This is a genomic window from Pseudoduganella guangdongensis (assembly GCF_009857475.1).
GTDB classification, from domain to species: domain Bacteria; phylum Pseudomonadota; class Gammaproteobacteria; order Burkholderiales; family Burkholderiaceae_D; genus Rugamonas; species Rugamonas guangdongensis.
This window is the reverse complement of sequence record NZ_WWCJ01000010.1, coordinates 15,836-33,582: the sequence shown is the minus strand read 5'-3', so window position 1 is coordinate 33,582 and position 17,747 is coordinate 15,836. Positions and strand designations below refer to the sequence as shown.

At 64.9% G+C, this 17,747-nt stretch carries 18 protein-coding genes; 9 read left to right on the top strand and 9 right to left on the bottom strand.

The features are described from left to right. The first annotated feature begins 158 nt into the window (after positions 1-158). Genes argJ through mutT form a run of 3 tightly spaced genes read left to right on the top strand, consistent with a single transcriptional unit; the run spans position 159 to position 2,669 of the window. Complete coding sequence (argJ, locus tag GTP41_RS15140) at positions 159-1,397, top strand: bifunctional glutamate N-acetyltransferase/amino-acid acetyltransferase ArgJ (protein WP_161026413.1); 1,239 nt, start codon at positions 159-161, stop codon at positions 1,395-1,397. A gap of 4 nt (positions 1,398-1,401) precedes the next feature. Further along, positions 1,402-2,271, top strand: a complete 870-nt coding sequence (locus GTP41_RS15135; RefSeq protein WP_161026412.1) for an ATP-binding protein — start codon at positions 1,402-1,404, stop codon at positions 2,269-2,271. Then, complete coding sequence (gene mutT / locus GTP41_RS15130; protein ID WP_161026411.1) at positions 2,268-2,669, top strand: 8-oxo-dGTP diphosphatase MutT; 402 nt, start codon at positions 2,268-2,270, stop codon at positions 2,667-2,669. Before GTP41_RS15135 ends, mutT begins: the two co-directional genes overlap by 4 nt. Positions 2,670-2,738: 69 nt before the next feature. On the opposite strand, the gene GTP41_RS15125 is transcribed toward mutT, so the two are convergent. The 8 genes from GTP41_RS15125 to GTP41_RS15090 all read right to left on the bottom strand — a co-directional run bounded on the left by GTP41_RS15125 (position 2,739) and on the right by GTP41_RS15090 (position 9,988). Beyond that, positions 2,739-3,179: a nuclear transport factor 2 family protein gene (locus tag GTP41_RS15125; RefSeq protein WP_161026410.1), complete on the bottom strand. Its 441-nt coding sequence runs from the start codon at positions 3,177-3,179 to the stop codon at positions 2,739-2,741. Beyond that, entirely contained in the window at positions 3,176-3,355 is a 180-nt protein-coding gene (gene yacG / locus GTP41_RS15120) for a DNA gyrase inhibitor YacG (RefSeq protein ID WP_161026409.1), read from the bottom strand. The genes GTP41_RS15125 and yacG overlap by 4 nt, the downstream gene beginning before the upstream one ends. Positions 3,356-3,360: 5 nt before the next feature. Next, complete coding sequence (gene zapD / locus GTP41_RS15115; protein ID WP_161026408.1) at positions 3,361-4,116, bottom strand: cell division protein ZapD; 756 nt, start codon at positions 4,114-4,116, stop codon at positions 3,361-3,363. Positions 4,117-4,177: 61 nt separating this feature from the next. Continuing rightward, positions 4,178-4,780: a dephospho-CoA kinase gene (coaE, locus tag GTP41_RS15110; protein WP_161026407.1), complete on the bottom strand. Its 603-nt coding sequence runs from the start codon at positions 4,778-4,780 to the stop codon at positions 4,178-4,180. Position 4,781: 1 nt separating this feature from the next. Next, positions 4,782-5,651 carry a prepilin peptidase gene (locus tag GTP41_RS15105; RefSeq protein ID WP_161026406.1) on the bottom strand — a complete coding sequence of 290 codons (870 nt, stop codon included), beginning with the start codon at positions 5,649-5,651 and terminating at the stop codon, positions 4,782-4,784. 7 nt (positions 5,652-5,658) lie between these two features. Beyond that, positions 5,659-6,870 carry a type II secretion system F family protein gene (locus GTP41_RS15100; RefSeq protein WP_161026405.1) on the bottom strand — a complete coding sequence of 404 codons (1,212 nt, stop codon included), beginning with the start codon at positions 6,868-6,870 and terminating at the stop codon, positions 5,659-5,661. An 11-nt stretch (positions 6,871-6,881) separates the two neighbouring features. Further along, positions 6,882-8,615 carry a type IV-A pilus assembly ATPase PilB gene (pilB, locus tag GTP41_RS15095; RefSeq protein ID WP_161026404.1) on the bottom strand — a complete coding sequence of 578 codons (1,734 nt, stop codon included), beginning with the start codon at positions 8,613-8,615 and terminating at the stop codon, positions 6,882-6,884. Positions 8,616-8,698: 83 nt separating this feature from the next. Further along, complete coding sequence (locus GTP41_RS15090) at positions 8,699-9,988, bottom strand: HlyC/CorC family transporter (RefSeq protein ID WP_161026403.1); 1,290 nt, start codon at positions 9,986-9,988, stop codon at positions 8,699-8,701. A gap of 98 nt (positions 9,989-10,086) precedes the next feature. Here GTP41_RS15090 and GTP41_RS15085 point away from each other — a divergent pair, with 98 nt between their 5' ends. Together GTP41_RS15085 and GTP41_RS15080 are read left to right on the top strand one after the other, a co-directional pair. Continuing rightward, positions 10,087-10,953 carry a helix-turn-helix domain-containing protein gene (locus tag GTP41_RS15085; RefSeq protein WP_161026402.1) on the top strand — a complete coding sequence of 289 codons (867 nt, stop codon included), beginning with the start codon at positions 10,087-10,089 and terminating at the stop codon, positions 10,951-10,953. 95 nt (positions 10,954-11,048) lie between these two features. Next, positions 11,049-11,531 carry a NuoB/complex I 20 kDa subunit family protein gene (locus GTP41_RS15080; RefSeq protein WP_161026608.1) on the top strand — a complete coding sequence of 161 codons (483 nt, stop codon included), beginning with the start codon at positions 11,049-11,051 and terminating at the stop codon, positions 11,529-11,531. Positions 11,532-11,535: 4 nt separating this feature from the next. On the opposite strand, the gene uraH is transcribed toward GTP41_RS15080, so the two are convergent. Next, complete coding sequence (gene uraH, locus GTP41_RS15075; RefSeq protein WP_161026401.1) at positions 11,536-11,889, bottom strand: hydroxyisourate hydrolase; 354 nt, start codon at positions 11,887-11,889, stop codon at positions 11,536-11,538. A gap of 92 nt (positions 11,890-11,981) precedes the next feature. Here uraH and puuE point away from each other — a divergent pair, with 92 nt between their 5' ends. From puuE to xdhC, 4 genes are all read left to right on the top strand, one after another. Next, positions 11,982-12,932 carry an allantoinase PuuE gene (gene puuE / locus GTP41_RS15070; RefSeq protein ID WP_161026400.1) on the top strand — a complete coding sequence of 317 codons (951 nt, stop codon included), beginning with the start codon at positions 11,982-11,984 and terminating at the stop codon, positions 12,930-12,932. A 79-nt stretch (positions 12,933-13,011) separates the two neighbouring features. Continuing rightward, positions 13,012-14,481: a xanthine dehydrogenase small subunit gene (xdhA, locus tag GTP41_RS15065; protein ID WP_161026399.1), complete on the top strand. Its 1,470-nt coding sequence runs from the start codon at positions 13,012-13,014 to the stop codon at positions 14,479-14,481. Beyond that, positions 14,478-16,805, top strand: a complete 2,328-nt coding sequence (xdhB, locus tag GTP41_RS15060; protein ID WP_161026398.1) for a xanthine dehydrogenase molybdopterin binding subunit — start codon at positions 14,478-14,480, stop codon at positions 16,803-16,805. The genes xdhA and xdhB overlap by 4 nt, the downstream gene beginning before the upstream one ends. 1 nt (position 16,806) lies before the next feature. After that, complete coding sequence (gene xdhC, locus GTP41_RS15055) at positions 16,807-17,745, top strand: xanthine dehydrogenase accessory protein XdhC (protein WP_161026397.1); 939 nt, start codon at positions 16,807-16,809, stop codon at positions 17,743-17,745. The last annotated feature ends 2 nt before the right edge of the window (positions 17,746-17,747 follow it).

Genomic DNA, 17,747 nt, shown 5'->3' with positions numbered 1-17,747 from the left:
TTAAGTGGTTAAACGGTTTCGTTTCGAAATAGTGGGACTGTTCTAGAAACTGTGGGTTTTTTGCCGGTGTTGATTCCGGCCATTGCGCCGCGCATGCAAATACGCTCTGCGTTTAAAATAGCGCCTTCATCCCACAATTTTTGACCGAGAAGAACACCATGGCCGTCAATTCCCCTATCCCTGTCGCCGCCGACCTGCTGCCTGTTGCCGGTATCGAGCTTGGCTTTGCCGAAGCCGGTATCAAGAAGCCGGGCCGCAAGGACGTATTGGTTATGAAGCTGGCCGATGGCGCCACCGTGTCCGGCGTGTTCACGCTGAACCGCTTCTGCGCCGCGCCGGTGCAGATTTCCAAGGAAAACCTGGCGGCGGTGAAGGCCGGCGGCAAGCCGATCCGCGCCCTGATGATCAACACCGGCAATGCCAACGCCGGCACCGGCGAAGCCGGCATGGCCAACGCGCGCTCGACCTGCGCCGCGCTGGCGCAGGAGCTGGGCTGCGACGCGCAGCAGATCCTGCCGTTCTCCACCGGCGTCATCCTGGAGCCGCTGCCGGTGGCTAAGATCGTGGCCGGCCTGCCGAAAGCCATCCAGAACCTGAAGCTGGATAACTGGTTCAATGCCGCCGAAGCCATTATGACCACCGACACCCAGCCGAAGGCGGGTTCGCGCACGGTGGACATCGCCGGCCATAAAGTCACCCTGACCGGTATTTCCAAAGGTGCCGGCATGATCAAGCCGAATATGGCGACCATGCTGGGCTACCTGGCGTTCGACGCCAAAGTGGCGCAGCCGGTATTGGATATGCTGGTCAAGGAAGCGGCGGACAAGTCCTTCAACTGCATCACCATCGACGGCGATACCTCGACCAACGACTCCTTCATGCTGGTCGCCACCGGCGCCGGTTCGCTGGTGGTCGACTCGGTCGATGCGCCGGAATACAAGGCGCTGGCTGCCGCCGTGACCGAGCTGTCGGTGTTCCTGGCGCAAGCCATCGTGCGCGACGGCGAGGGCGCCACCAAGTTCATGACCATCACCGTGGAAGACGGCAAGGACGCCGCCGAATGCCGCAAGATCGCCTACTCGATCGGCCACTCGCCACTGGTGAAAACCGCCTTCTTCGCCTCCGACCCTAATCTGGGCCGCATCCTGGCCGCCATCGGCTACGCCGGCGTGGACGACCTGGACGTGTCGAAGATCAACCTCTACCTGGACGATGTGTGGGTGGCCAAGGACGGCGGCCGCAACCCCGACTACAAGGAAGAAGACGGCCAGCGCGTGATGAAGCAGAGCGAAATCACGGTACGCGTCAAGCTGGCGCGCGGCAGCGCCGCCGCCACCGTGTACACCTGCGACCTGTCGCACGACTACGTGTCGATCAACGCCGACTACCGTTCCTGAGCGGATGTCGCCCCAACTCGACCAGTTCCTGCGCCGCGCCGAGGCGCTGCTGGAACGCGTGGAAGCGATCCTGCCGCCGCCTCCCGTAGCGCCGGACTGGAAGGCTTCCACCGCGTTTCGCTGGCGCAAGCGCGGCAACGGCCCGGGCTACCTGCAGCCGGTGCCGCGCCCGGCGCAAATCGCGTTCGACGACCTGCAGCACATCGCCCGGCAGAAGGCGCAGATCGAACAGAACACGCGCCAGTTCGTGCAGGGCAAGCCGGCCAACAATGTGCTGCTGACGGGCGCGCGCGGCACCGGCAAGTCGTCCCTGATCAAGGCCTGCCTGGCGGCGTTTGCCGCCGACGGCCTGCGCCTGATCGAGGTTGATAAGGCCGAGCTGCACGACCTGCCCGATATCATGGACCTGGTTGCGGGCCGCCCGGAACGCTTCGTGGTGTTCTGCGACGACCTGTCGTTCGAGGAAGGCGAGAGCGGCTATAAGGCGCTGAAAGTGGCGCTGGACGGTTCGGTGTCGGCGGTGATCGACAATGTGCTGATCTACGCCACCTCCAACCGGCGCCACCTGATGCCGGAACGTATGTCGGACAACGCGTCGTACAAGCATGACGAGGATGGCGACCTGCATCCGGGCGAGACGGTGGAGGAGAAGATTTCCCTGTCGGAGCGCTTCGGCCTGTGGCTGTCCTTCTACCCGTTCAAGCAGGACGATTACCTGGGCATCGTGGCGCACTGGCTGGCGGCGTTTGGCTGTTCCGTGCCGCAAATCGCCGACGCGCGGGCCGAGGCCCTGCAATGGGCCCTGCAGCGCGGCTCGCGTTCCGGACGCGTGGCCTGGCAGTTTGCGCGCGACTATGCGGGGAGGCTGCCATGAGCGCGCCGCAACAACCGATTGATGTGGCGGTGGGCATCCTGATGCAGCCGAACGGCGATGTCCTGCTTGGCCAGCGGCCGGAGGGCAAGCCGTATGCGGGCTATTGGGAATTCCCGGGCGGTAAAGTCGATCCGGGCGAGACTATCCTGGAGGCGCTCAAGCGCGAGTTTGTGGAGGAGCTGGGGATTCATATCACCAGCGCCGAGGAGTGGTGCGGCATCGAGCACGTCTACCCGCACGCCCACGTGCGCTTGCATTTCTTCATCAGCCGCCAGTGGACCGGCGAGCCGCAAAGCCTGGAAGGCCAGGCCTTTGCCTGGCAAGGCACGGTGGGCGTCGAGCCCCTGCTGCCAGCCACCATTCCCTTGCTGGAGTGGCTGGACCGGGTACGTTACTGAAACCGTGAGAAGCCGGGACACCAGGGGCCGGCCCTTTGGGCCGCACCCTGGTGTCCCGGCTTGGTGGTTTCAGGGTGCCAGCCGAGAGGAATGGGACGCCAGCATCACCCAGCGCCCGTCCTGCCACTGCCAGGTGCGAGTAAAGCGGAAACTGCCGCTGAACGGCCCTTGTTCGCCCACGCCGGACTGTACGCTCTTGCCGGTGACGATGGCGGTGTCACCGTAATACTGGATCACGGAATCGTGGTTGGTGATGGCGGTATTGCGGCGCGAACCGGTGGCCAGTTGCGCCAGATAGTCCGCCTTGTGCTGCACCTTGCCGTCCGAATGCGTCAGCACCCAGCCCTCGGCCAGCAGCGGCGCCAGCGACTTGGCATCGCTGTGCAGGCGGAAATGGTTCCATTGCAAATCGGCCAGCTGCAGCGCTTCTTCGCGCGGTCCGGCGGCAGCCGTCCCGCCAGCCAGCATGGCGCCTGCGGCCAGCACGGCGGCGAAGCGGCGGCGTTTCATTGCTTTTCCTCGTCCAGCGGATCGGTCGGCGCGGCGCCGGGAATGGTGTACTTTTCCTCGGCCCAGGCGCCGAGGTCGATCATCTTGCAGCGCTCGCTGCAGAAAGGGCGGTATTTATTGGCTTCCGTCCACTCAACCTTGGTTTGGCAGGTGGGGCAATCGACGACAGTGGTCATGGTGCTTAGAAATTACAGAGGGTGAGCTCGAATGGTACATCTTCTTCCAGCGGCTTGGGTTTCAAGTCCCCACCCTGGGAAGTAAAGCGCACCCACAGCATGTATTTGTTGGCCGAGATCTCGGGAATCGCGCCCGAAGCCTGGTCCACGGACAGGCGCAGCATCTGGTAGACCTTGCCTTGCAGCATTTGCTGGTAACTGCCGGCATTGGCGATCATCTTCACCGGCGCGCCCGAGTCGCGCAGCAGGCGCAGCACCAGGGCCAGCGCGTCGAACAGCGGCACCAGGGGATTGAACCAGGTCGCAATATCGTTGAAGCGCTTTTCGGCGGGCTGCTTTTGCCAGGCGTAGTAGGACGGCAGGTCGAATTCGCAGGCGCCGCCCGGAATGATGGTGCGGCCGCGGATGCTCATCAGCCATTCATTGTCGCGCACGTTCTGCCCGGTTTTGCCCTGCGCCGCCACCAGCGCGCTCGACACGCTGTCGAGCTCGGACAGGATGGCGTCCAGCATCTCGGCCTGTACATTGGGGTTGGAACGGTAGCCCAGCAGGCTCTGGCGCTGGCGCTCCAGCTCCTGCAGCAAATCGGACTTGAGGTCGGCGCGCCCGGCCACTTCGAGCATGTCGAAGATGGTGGCCAGCGCCACGTGATGCTGCATCGGGTGTTCCTGATGCACGAAGAACTTGAATTTCTCGTATAGATCCTCCAGGCGCAACAGCGTGCGGATGCGCTCATTGAAAGGATATTCGTAGACGATCAAAGCATCCCTCGTGTGGAAGACTCATTAATAATCACGTGATTCTGAACCATGCGAAGCAAAATTACAAATATTGCTGATATAAATCATGCAGGCGGTCCACTTGGGGCGCCAGGGCCTCGATGCTGCCGCCGTTGTCGATCACGTCATCGGCCGCCGCCAGGCGCACCGCGCGCGGCACCTGGGTCGCCATAATGGCCCGCACTTGCTCCTCGGCCAGGCCATTGCGCGCCATCACGCGCGCCACCTGCACCGGTTCCGGGCAGTCGATCACCAGCACGCGGCTGACCCGTTCCTTCCAGCTGCCCGACTCGACCAGGAGGGGAATCGCCAGCATCACATAGCAGCCCGTGGCGTCGGCCGCCGCTGCCAGGGTGGCGTCGCGGATCATGGGGTGGAGGATGGCTTCCAGGCGGCGCTTGGCCGCCGGTTCGCGGAACACCAGTTCGCGCATCCTGGCGCGGTCCATGGCGCCGCGGCTGTCGGCCATGTGCTGGCCGAACTCGGCCAGGATGTCGGGCATGGCGGCGCCGTGCGGGCCGGTCAGGCTGTGCGCGATCTGGTCGGTGTCGATGATGCTGGCGCCGCGCTCGGCAAACAGGTTGGCCACCAGGCTTTTACCGCTGCCGATGCCCCCTGTCAGGCCGACCGTGAAGCGCGCCGGCATCTCAGACTGCCGCTCCGCTGATGAAGGCGCTGATCTGCGGGCCGAACACCAGGGCCAGCAGGCCGGCGCCGGCCAGGTACGGGCCGAACGGGATCGGCTTGCTGCGGCCGTGCTTGAAGAACAGGATCAGGGCGATACCCACCACCGCGCCCACCACGGAGGACAGCAGGATGATGGCGGGCAGCATTTGCCAGCCCAGCCAGGCGCCCAGCGCGGCCAGCAGCTTGAAGTCGCCGTAGCCCATGCCTTCCTTGCCGGTCAGCAGCTTGAAGGCCCAGTACACGCTCCACAGCACCAGGTAACCGGCGGCGGCGCCGATCACGGCGTCCTGCAGCGGCACGAAGCCGCTTTTGAGATTGAACAGCAGGCCGAGCCACAGCAGCGGGTACGTCAAGTCGTCCGGCAGCAGCTGGGTGTCGGCGTCGATAAAGGTCATGGCGATCAGCAACCAGGCGAACACCAGGGTGGCCAGGCCGGTCCAGCCGAAGCCGAACTGCCACACCAGCCAGCCCGACAGCAGGCCGGTCAGCGCCTCGATCACCGGGTAGCGCGCCGAGATCGGCGCCTTGCAGGCGCGGCATTTGCCGCCCAGGGCCAGCCAGCTGACGACCGGGATGTTCTCCAGCGCCGTGATGCGGTGGCCGCAGTGCGGGCAGGCCGAGCGCGGCAGCACCAGGTTGTAGCGCTCGGTGTGCGGCAGTTCCTTGCCGGACTCCTCCGCCACATAATTGTCCGATTCGCGCTGCATCATGATCGGCAGGCGGTGGATCACCACATTCAGGAAACTGCCGACCAGCAGGCCCAGGATGCCGGCCACGATGGCGGCAGCCAGGGTGGCGGGCGGGGAGAACAGCATCAAAGCGTCTTGCATTCTTGTTTTACACCACAGAACCGAGTTTGAAGATAGGCAGGTACATGGCGACCACCAGGCCACCGATCACCACGCCCAGGATGACCATGATGGCCGGTTCCATCAGGCTCGACAGCTGGGACACGGCCTCGTCCACTTCTTCCTCGTAGAAGTCGGCCACCTTGCCCAGCATGGAGTCGAGCGCGCCCGATTCCTCGCCAATGGCCACCATCTGCGTCACCATGCTCGGGAACACGTCGGCGTTCTGCATGGCCACCGTCAGGCTGGTACCGGTCGACACTTCGGTCTGGATCTTGCGGGTCGCTTCCATATAGACATGGTTGCCGGAGGCGCCGCCCACCGAGTCCAGCGATTCCACCAGCGGCACGCCGGCGGCAAACATGGTCGACAGGGTGCGGGTCCAGCGCGCCACGGTGGCTTTGCGGATCACGTCGCCGAACACCGGCAGCTTGAGCATCAGGCGGTCCATGAAGGCCTGCATCTTGACCGAACGGCGCCAGGACTGGAAGAAGAAATACAGGCTGGCGAACAGGCCGCCGAATATGAGGTACCAATAGCTGACGAAGAAGGCCGACATGCTCATCACGAACACGGTCGGCGCCGGCAGGTCCGCGCCGAAGCTGGCGAACACCTCCTTGAAGGCCGGCACCACCCAGATCATGATCACGGCCGTCACAATGAAAGCCACCGCCAGCACCGCCACCGGGTAGGTCAGGGCCGACTTGATCTTGGCCTTGATGGCCAGCGTTTTTTCCTTGTAGATCGCGAGGCGGGTCAGCAGGTCTTCCAGGATACCGGCCTGCTCGCCGGCCGCCACCAGGTTGCAGAACAGCGGATCGAAGTACAGCGGGTATTTGCGGAAGGCCATGTTCAGGCTGGTACCGGTCTCGATGTCCGAACGCAGGTCCAGGATCAGCTTGGCCACCGAGGGGTTGGCGTGGCCCTTGCCGACGATGTCGAAGGCTTGCAGCAGCGGCACGCCGGCCTTCATCATGGTCGCCAGCTGGCGCGTGAACAGGGTGATGTCCTTGTCGCTGATTTTCTTGCCGGAGCGGTAGACCTTCTTTTTGACCTTGGTCACCATGATGCCCTGGCGGCGCAGGGTCACGTTGACCACGGCCTCGCCCCCGGCGCGCATTTCGCCGCGCACCGTCTTGCCAGTCTTGTCCTTGCCTTCCCAGGCGAAGACTTGTTCCTTCGCGTTGCCCGCAGTAGCCATATGCTTGTTTCCTATTCGTTGGTGCAGCCCAGCACTTCTTCCAGGCTGGTCAGGCCGTTTTTGACCTTGACCAGGCCCGATTGGCGCAGCGATTTGACGCCTTCCGCCTCGGATTGTGCCGCGATCTGCATCGAGTTGCCGTTTGCCAGGATCAGTGCTTCGATCGCGGGCGTGATCGGCATGATCTGGTAGATACCTACCCGGCCCTTGTAGCCGGTTCCATTGCAGCGCTCACAGCCGACCGGGCCGTAAGGCTTCCAGGTGCCATCCAGGTCGGGCTCCTTGAAACCCGCTTTCAGCAGCAGGTCGTGTGAAATGTCGACCGGCTTCTTGCAGGTGCACAGGCGGCGCGCCAGGCGCTGCGCCGTGATCAGGATGACCGAGGAGGCGATATTAAAGGGCGCCACGCCCATATTCATCAAACGCGTCAGGGTCGACGGCGCGTCATTGGTGTGCAGGGTGGAGAACACCATGTGGCCGGTTTGCGCCGCCTTGATCGCGATGTCCGCCGTTTCCAGGTCGCGGATCTCGCCGACCATGATGATGTCCGGGTCCTGGCGCAGGAAGGACTTCAGCGCCACCGGGAAGGTGAGGCCGGCCTTGTCGTTGACGTTGACCTGGTTAATGCCGGGCAGGTTGATCTCGGCCGGGTCTTCCGCGGTCGAGATGTTGATGCCGGGCTTGTTCAGGATGTTCAGACAGGTGTACAGCGACACCGTCTTGCCCGAGCCGGTCGGGCCGGTCACCAGCACCATGCCGTAGGGACGGACGATGGCGTCCATCAGGATTTCCTTCTGGTCCGGGTCGTAACCGAGCGAGTCGATGCCCATCTGGGCCTGGGTCGCGTCCAGGATACGCATCACGGTCTTTTCGCCGAACAGGGTCGGCAGGGTCGAGACGCGCAGGTCGATGGTCTTGGTGGGCGAGACGATCAGGCGCATGCGGCCGTCCTGCGGCACGCGCTTTTCCGAAATATCGAGCTTGGACAACACCTTGATGCGCGACACCAGCTTGTCCTTGATCGAGGTCGGCGGCTGGGCGTGTTCGACCAGCATGCCGTCGACGCGGAAGCGGATGCGGTAAAACTTTTCGTACGGCTCGAAGTGCAAGTCGGACGCGCCCATATTCACCGCGTCCATCAGCATCTTGTTCAGGAAACGCACGATCGGCGCGTCTTCCACGTCGGCGGCGGCGTCGGTCTGGGCCTGGCTCGGGGTCGCCGAGTCGTCTTCGGCGAATTGGATATCGCCCTCGTCGCCGGCCAGGTCGGCAATGCTTTGCTCGGAACTCTTGGTCAGGCTCTCCAGCAGCTTGAGCAGGGCATCGTGCGGCACGATGACCGGTTCCACCGTCGATTCGGCCTGGAACTTGATCTGGTCCAGGGCCTGGCTGTTGGTCGGGTCGGACAGCGCTACCGACATCTTGTTGCCGCGCTTGGAGAGCGGGATGACGCGTTGCGTCAGCATCAGCTTGATGTCGATGGCCTTGGGCGGCAGCACCTCGATATTCAGGGCGGCCAGGTCCAGCAGGGGATAAGCGAAGGTGTCCGAGCAAAACGCCGCCAGGTCGCGCGCATTGATGGCGCCGCTACCGAGCAGCACATCAATAAAATGCGACTTTTCGGCCTGGGCCTTTTTCTGCAGCGCGTCAGCCTGCGGCGGGGTCAGACGCCCCGCTTGCATCAGGGCCCGCGCCAAACCCGACATGGGTGTGCCGGTTGCCGGGTTGGGTTGAACTGCAGCCATAGGAGCGCACTATCAGATTGATAATATTAAGTGAGTCTCCGGATGATGCCTGCAGGCATCATTTTTGTAAAGCGCCGCACGGTTCACTCTGCGTGGCGGGGCTCCGGGCGTCGCAATTTCACTACTTTGATAGCCTGGTCCTGGGCTTGCACCACTTCCACCACGCAAGCCCCCACCTTGACCGAGATCGGGGCGTCGGGAATGTCCTGTAATATTTCAAGCAACATTCCGTTCAAGGTTTTGGGCCCATCCAGCGGAAAGTTTAAACCCAGACGCTTGTTGATGTCACGTAATGCCGTACTACCCTCGAGCAGGCATTCGCCCTGGGCGTCCCAGGCAAAGCTGTCGGCGCGCGCCGCGCTCGGGGTCGAAGTGGTGAATTCGCCGATCATTTCCTCGATGATGTCGTCCAGCGTCAGCACGCCCTGCACCTCGCCGTATTCGTCGACCACCAGGGCCAGGCGCTCCTTGTTCTCCTGCAGGTTCTGCAGGGCGGCGAAGGCGGGCGTGTCCTGCGGGATGAAGAAAGGCGCGCTCAGCAGGGCGCGGAAGTGCTCGACCGTCAGCTCGTCTTCCTCGTTCAGCAGGGCGATGGCCTTGCGCACATGCAGCACGCCGCTGACCTGGTTGATCTCGCCCTCGTGCACCGGCAGCTTGTTGTGGAAGCAGGTGGTGAGCTGGGCCTTGATTTCGGCCACCGGCAGCGAGAAATCGAGCGCCTCGACCTGGGCGCGCGGGGTCATGATGTCCTCTACCGAGATGGTGTCCAGGTCGAACAGGTTGAGCAGGATGCTTTTGTGCTGTTTCGGGATGAAGCTGCCGTTCTCCAGCAGCACCGAGCGCAGCTCGTCGGCCGACAAGGGCCCCTCCTGCACCTGGCCGGTGGGCTTGACGCGGAACAGGCGCAGCAGGGTGTTGACGAACAGGTGCACGAACCACAGCAGCGGCTTGGATACCGAGAGCAGCGGCCGCAGCACGAAGGAGGCCGGCAGCACGATCTGGTCGGCGTAGCGCGCGCCGACGATCTTGGGCGAAATCTCGGCCAGTACGATCAGCACGAACACGGTGGCCACGGTGGACAGGGCGATGACGTGTTCCTCCAGCCCGAACTGGGTGATGGCAATGGCGGTGGCCAGGGCGATGGCCATGGCGTTGATCAGGGTGTTGGCGACCAGGACCAGGGACAGCAGTTGTTCGGTACGTTCCAGCAGCCACAGGGTGGCGATGGCGCGGCGGCTGCCGCGTTTGGCCTGGTGCCGCAGGCGGAAGCGGTTGGCGGCCATCAGGGCCGTTTCAGCCATCGCGAAGAAGGCCGAGGCAAGGATCAGGAAGGAGAGGGCGGCAAATTGCGCCCACAAGGGAACGGTATCCAAGGTCGTGGCGACAAGTCAGTAAGAGGGCGATTCTATCACGCGGCCCCGGGGCACCCGGCCGCCAGCGCGCCGCCCCGCGCCACCCTATAATGTGCGCCATGCGAGACGTGGACCCGACATTGGCGCCGATGCGCCTGGCCATACTGCCGCCGCCCGCCTTGGCCGGCGTGGTGCGCTACTTCCACATCGAGCATTCCAGCCCGGGCCCGGTGATCGTGCCCGCCACCCCTTGCCCCATGATCGGCTTTTACCTCGCCGGCGGCAGCCGTTTCGCCGCGCCCGACGGCAGCGAGCGGCGCTGCGGCGAGCCGATGGTGTCGGGCGCCCTGACGCGCCCCACGCCGGCGGTGTGGGAGCCCGGCACCACCTTCATCAGCGCCATGCTGGAGGCGGGCCAGTTCGCCCGCCTGCTCGACATTCCCCTGCCGGAGCTGCGCGACACCCTGCTGCCGCTGGACGTCCTGGCGCCGCAACTGGGCGCCGCCCGGCTGCAGGAGCGCCTGCAGCGCATGACAGGCAGCATGCAGTGGGTGGCCGCCGTCTCCGACTGGCTGCTGCAGCTGCTGGGCAAGCGTGAAGGGCAGCGGCTGCCGTTCGCCCTGCCAGCCGGCGCGCTGGCGCTGCCGACCGAGGCGATTGCCGGCCACTGCGGCCTGAGCGTGCGCACGCTGGAGCGGCGCTACCTGGCCAGCTACGGCCAGACCATCCGCGACAGCCGGCGCATGGCGCGCTATGTGAAGGCGCTGGGCCGGCTCATGCTGCTGCCGCCGCGCCATGGCCTGCTGACCCGCCTGGCCATGGACTGCGGCTACCACGACCAGGCCCATATGGTGCGCGATTTCGTCCATTTCACCGGCATGCCGCCTGGCGCCCTGATGGACGGCGCCGCCGCCGATGCCGCCGGCAAGCTGCGCCTGCTGCGCTACGAGGGCGATTCGCGCCGCATCGTCACGCGCGAGGACTGAGCGCCGGACGCTGGCCCGCCTGTCGTTTCCATACAATACATTCGCCGTCAGCCTCTGTATCTTGGCGCTGCTAATGAAAGGGGATCGACATGGAAATGGAAGCAACGCTGGAGCGCGACGGCTACGTACTCACCTCGCTTGACGGCCTGATGGAAACCGTGCGCACCAACAGCCTGTGGTACCTGAGCTTCGGCCTGGCCTGCTGCGCGGTGGAGATGATGGAGGCCGCCTCGGCGCGCTATGACATGGACCGCTTCGGCATGTGCCCGCGCCCGTCGCCGCGCCAGGCCGACCTGATGATCGTGGCCGGCACCTTGACCAACAAGATGGCGCGCGCCATACGCAAGGTGTACGACCAGATGGCCGAGCCGCGCTACGTGGTGTCGATGGGCTCCTGCGCCAACGGCGGCGGCTACTACCATTACTCCTACTCGGTGGTGCGCGGCTGCGACCGTATCATTCCGGTCGACGTTTATGTGCCGGGCTGCCCGCCCACGCCGGAAGCCTTGCTGTATGGCCTGATGCAGCTACAGCAGAAAGCCCGGCGCGGCGAGCGCGCCGTCATGCTGCGCGACTAGTGCCTCAGCTGCCGCGATAGGTCGAATACGACCAGGGCGACACCACCAGCGGCACGTGGTAGTTCTGGTCGGTATCGGCAATGCCGAAGGTGATCGTCACCTGGTCGATAAAGCGCGGCTCCGGCAGCGCCACGCCAAGCGCGGCGAAATAGTCGCCCGCGCCGAAGATCAGCTCATAGCGGCCCGGCCGCATGGCGTCGCCCTCCAGCAGCGGCGTGCTGCAGCGGCCATCGGCATTGGTCACGTCCTCCTTCAGCAGCGTGCGGCCGCTGCCGGCCAGCGCATACAGCGCCACGCGCACACCGGCGCCCGGTTTGCCGTGCGCAGTATCGAGGACGTGGGTGCTCAGTTTTCCCATATTGATTCCTTATCCTGTGTATCCGGCAGATCATATACTGGTACTGCAAGGCCAATATATTATTGCCCATATACCATTTTTCCCAGGCGATCATGAGCAACTACCCGCGCGACCTCATTGGCTACGGCCGCAACCCCGTCCACCCGAACTGGCCCGGCCAGGCGCGCGTGGCCTTGCAGTTCGTGCTGAATTACGAGGAGGGCGGCGAGAATTCGGTGCTGCATGGCGACCCCGCGTCGGAAACCTTCCTGTCGGAGATTATCGGCGCGGCAGCCTTTCCGGCGCGCCATATGAGCATGGAGTCGATTTATGAGTACGGCTCGCGCGCCGGCCTGTGGCGCCTGCTGCGCATGTTCGAGGAGCGCAAGCTGCCGCTGACCGTCTTCGGCGTGTCGATGGCCTTGCAGCGCAATCCGGAGGCGGTGGCCGCCTTCCAGGAGTTGGGCCACGAAATCGCCTGCCACGGCCTGCGCTGGATCAGCTACCAGAATATGGACGAAGCCACCGAGCGCGCCCATATGCAGGAGGCGGTGCAGATCATCAAGGAGCTGACCGGCAGCGCGCCGCAAGGCTGGTACACCGGGCGCGATTCGCCCAATACGCGCCGCCTGGTGGTGGAGCATGGCGGCTTCCGCTACGACGCCGACTATTACGGCGACGACCTGCCGTTCTGGCAGGACGTGGCGCATACCGGCGCCGATGGCAAGCCGGCCAGCACGCCGCAGCTGATCGTACCGTACACCCTGGATACCAACGATATGCGATTTGCCGCAATGCAAGGCTTCAATAGCGGCACGCAATTCTTCGATTACCTGAAGGACGCCTTCGACGTACTCTACAAGGAAGGGGACCCGAACGGCCTGAACCAGCCAAAAATGCTGTCGATCGGCCTGCATTGCCGCCTGGTGGGCCGTCCGGCGCGTGCTGCCGCCCTGGCGCGTTTCCTCGATTACGTGCAAAGCCATGACAAGGTGTGGATCACACGCCGCATCGACATTGCCGAGCACTGGCACCAGCATCATCCTTATATGGTAAACGTCTGATATTCAAAATAAGCGATTTCTTATATGGCGGGGTGCTGGAAATGGTAGTCTTGCAAGCTGGGACTATTGCGAGGCCAAGATGGCAGAACCGATCCGTTTTTACTACCGTGGCGCCGTACATGAGGTACGCGATGCCGCCCCGACGCAGACTGTGTTGCAGCACCTGCGCGAGGACTTGCACTGCACCGGCACCAAGGAAGGCTGCGCCGAAGGCGACTGCGGCGCCTGCACCGTGGTGGTCGGCACGCTGGCCGATGGCAAGCTGCAGCTGAAAGCGGTCAACTCCTGCATCCAGCTCACCCCGACCCTGGACGGCAAAGCCCTGTTCACGGTGGAAGACCTGCAGCAGCCGGACGGCGCCTTGCACCCGGTGCAGCAGGCGCTGGTCGAATGCCACGGCTCGCAATGCGGCTTCTGCACCCCCGGCTTCGCCATGTCGCTGTGGGGCCTGTACCTGAAGCAGGAAGGGCAGTGCGCCTCGCGCAAGGCAATCGACGACTGCCTGTCGGGCAACCTGTGCCGCTGTACCGGCTACCGCCCGATCATCGATGCCGCCCAGCGTATGAGCGAGCTGCCGCCGGTGGAATTCGATGCGGCCCACGTGGCCGCGCAACTGCAAGCGCTCAAGCGCGACACACTGGCCGTGTACAGCGCGCAGGGCCAGACTTTCCTGGCACCGCGCACCCTGGACGAGCTGGTGCAACTGCGCGCCGCCAACCCCGGCGCGACCCTGCTGGCCGGCTCCACCGATGTCGGCCTGTGGATCACCAAGCAGATGCGCGAGCTGGGCGACATCATCTACCTGGGCCACGTGGATGCCCTGCGCGAGCTGCGTGAACACGATGGTTCGCTCGAGATCGGCGCCGGCGTGTCGCTGGAAGACGCTTACACGGCGCTGTGCCGGCACTACCCGCAAGAGCTGGGCGAAATGCGCCAGCGTTTCGCTTCGCTGCCGATCCGCAATGCCGGCACCCTGGGCGGCAACGTCGCCAATGGCTCGCCGATTGGCGACTCGATGCCGTGGCTGATCGCGCTGGGCGCCCAGATTGTGCTGTGCGGCGCCGCCGGCGAACGTGTGCTGGCGCTGGAAGACTTCTACCTCGATTACATGAAGAAGAACCTGCAGCCGGGCGAATTCGTGCAGGCGGTGCGGGTGCCGCTGCCGCGCGCGGACGTGCGCTTCCGCACCTATAAGCTGGCCAAGCGCTTCGACCAGGATATTTCCGCCGTGTGCGCGGCATTCGCCTTGCGCATGGACGGCGACGCCATCGCCGAAGCGCGCATCGCCTACGGCGGCATGGCCGCCACGCCCAAGCGCGCCGCGCAGGCGGAGGACGCGCTGGTGGGCCGCGCCTGGAGCGAGGCTGCGCTGGCGGACGCCATGGCGGCCCTGGCGCGCGATTACGCGCCTTTGAGCGATATGCGCGCCAGCAGTGAATACCGCATGAAAACGGCGCAAAACCTGCTGCGCCGCTTCTGGCTGGAGACGCGCAGCGATGCGCCGCTGGCGGCCAATGCTGTGAATGCCTTTGCCGTGGAGGCGCCATGAACCACCCCGTCACCCCCGAACTGAAGGCCGCCGCCTGGACCGGCGTCGGCATCCCGCGCGCGCACGAATCGGCCGAACTGCACGTGCTGGGCCAGGCCACCTATACCGACGATATCCCCGAGCTGCAAGGCACGCTGCATGCGGCGCTGGGCCTGTCGTCCAAGGCGCATGCGCGCATTACCTCGCTCGACCTGGACGCGGTGCGCGCGGCGCCGGGCGTGGTGGCGGTGTACACGGTGGCCGACATCCCCGGCACCAACGATTGCGGCCCGATCATCCACGACGACCCGATCCTGGCCGATGGCCTGGTGCAGTACGTCGGCCAGCCGATATTCATCGTGGTGGCGGACTCGCACACCAATGCGCGCCGCGCCGCCAAACGCGGCGTGGTGGGCTATGAGGAGCTGCCGGCGATCCTGACGCCGCAAGCCGCCAAGGCGGCCGCTTCCTACGTGCTGCCGCCGATGAAGCTGCTGCGCGGCGATGCGCAGGCGGCGTTCGAAAAGGCGCCGCACCGCGTCAGCGGCCAGCTGTATGTCGGCGGCCAGGAGCAGTTCTACCTGGAAGGCCAGATCGCCTACGCCATCCCGAAAGAGGGCAGGGGCATGCTGGTGCAGTGCTCAACCCAGCACCCGAGCGAGATGCAGCACGTGGTGGCGCACGCGCTCGGCCTGCATTCGCACCATGTGACGGTGGAGTGCCGCCGCATGGGCGGCGGCTTTGGCGGCAAGGAGTCGCAATCGGCCTTGTGGGCGGCATCGGCGGCGATTGCCGCTGCGCGCACCGGCAAGCCGGTCAAGCTGCGCGCCGACCGCGACGACGACATGATGGTGACGGGTAAGCGCCACTGCTTCTACTACGAGTACGAAGTCGGCTATGACGACGAGGGGCGCATCGTGGCGGCCAAGGTCGATATGACGTCGCGCGCGGGCTTTTCGGCCGACCTGTCCGGCCCGGTGGCGACGCGCGCGGTCTGCCACTTCGACAACACCTACTACCTGTCGGACGTGGAGATCCACGCCGGCTGCGGCAAGACCAATACCCAGTCGAACACCGCATTCCGCGGCTTTGGCGGGCCGCAGGGCGCCATCGCCATTGAGTACGTGATCGATGAGATTGCGCGCAACCTGGGGCGCGATCCACTCGACATCCGCCGTGTGAACTTCTACGGCAAGACGGAGCGCAACCAGACGCCGTACGGCCAGGTGATCGTGGACAACGTTATCCACGAACTGGTGACGGAACTGGAGCAGAGCAGCGAGTACCGCGAGCGCCGTGCAGCGGTGGCGGCCTACAACGCCGCCAATCCGGTGTTGAAGCGCGGGCTGGCGCTGACGCCGGTCAAATTTGGTATCGCCTTCAACGTCACCCACCTGAACCAGGCGGGCGCGCTGGTGCATGTGTATGTCGATGGCTCGGTGCTGGTCAACCATGGCGGCACGGAGATGGGGCAGGGCATCAACACCAAGGTGGCGCAGGTGGTGGCACATGAGCTGGGCCTGGACCTGTCGCATGTGCGGGTGACGGCGACCGATACCAGCAAGGTGGCGAACACCTCGGCCACGGCGGCGTCGACCGGCGCGGACCTGAACGGCAAAGCGGCGCAGGATGCGGCGGGCAAGATCCGCGCCCGGCTGGCCGAGTTTGCGGCGAAGACGCTCGGTGGCGAGGCTGCCGGCGTGCGCTTCGCCGACGACCAGGTGCATGTGAATGGCCAGAGCGTGCCGTTCGCGGCGCTGGTGCAGAAGGCTTACCTGGCGCGCGTGCAGCTGTGGTCGGACGGCTTCTATGCGACGCCGAACCTGCACTGGGATCCAAAGAGCATGAACGGCCATCCCTTCTCCTACTACGCTTACGGCGCTGCGGTGTCGGAAGTGGTGGTCGACACGCTGACCGGCGAGTGGAAGCTGCTGCGCGCGGATGCCTTGTATGACGCGGGGCAGTCGCTGAATCCGGCCATCGATATCGGTCAGGTGGAGGGGGCATTCATCCAGGGCATGGGGTGGCTGACCACGGAGCAGTTGTGGTGGAACCCGGCGGGCAAGCTGATGACGCATGCGCCGTCCACTTACAAGATTCCGGGCATTTCCGACTGCCCGGCGGATTTCCGCGTGAACCTGTTCGCCAACCGCAATGTGGAGGATTCCATCCATCGCTCGAAGGCGGTGGGCGAGCCGCCGCTGCTGTTGCCGTTCTCGGTGTTCTTTGCGATCCGCGACGCCATTTCGGCGGTGGGCGGGCATCGCGTGAATCCGCCGCTGAATGCGCCGGCCACCAGCGAAGAGATCCTGCGCGCGATCAGCGCGGTTGAAGCGGCGGGCTGACATGATTGACTGGTTGACGCCAGCCGGTGCGCCGGCAGTGCTCGTCACGGTCGCGCGCGCCGAAGGTTCGGTCCCGCGCGAAGCGGGCACCCACATGCTCGTCACGGCGCACAGCCAGCAAGACACCATCGGCGGCGGCCACCTCGAACACAAAGCCCTCGCCATCGCCCGCGACATGCTCGCTACCAGCGCCGCACGCGCGGCCGGCGTGCCGGCGCCGAGGCTGGAACGCTTCCCCCTCGGGCCGAGCCTGGGCCAATGTTGCGGCGGCGTGGTATGGCTGCTGTTCGAAATGGTGCAGGGCGACCTGGAAGACGTCCTCGGGCTGCTGCGCCAGCGGCGCCAGCAGGATAGCTGCCGCATCGTGGCCATCGACGCCTCGCCCGAGTCGCGCATCCTGGATGAGCGGCACGCGCAAACCCACATCCGTACCGACGCCGCCGGCCGCCGCTGGCTGGTAGACGCGGTCAACGCGCCCAAAGCGCATCTGGTACTATTCGGCGCCGGCCATGTCGGCGCCGCCATCGTGCGTGCGCTGGCCGAGCTGCCCTGCACCGTGACCTGGGTCGATGAACGCGACGCCATGTTCCCGGACCAGGTGCCGCCGAACGTCACAATCGATGCCACCGACACGCCGGAAGCCTGCGTCGCGCAAGCGCCCGACGGCGCCAGCTACCTGGTCATGACCCACAGCCACGCACTGGACCAGCAACTGTGCGAAGCGATCCTGGCACGCGGCAAGGTCGGCTGGTTCGGCCTGATCGGCTCCAAAACCAAGCGCGCCCAGTTCACTTCCCGCATGGAAGCCAAAGGACTGAACGCCGACAGCATGGTCTGCCCGGTTGGCCTGCCGGGTATCATCAATAAAGCACCGGCCGTCATTGCCGCGTCGGTGGCAGCACAACTACTAATGGTCTGGGAATCCCAGGCGAAAGACTAAAG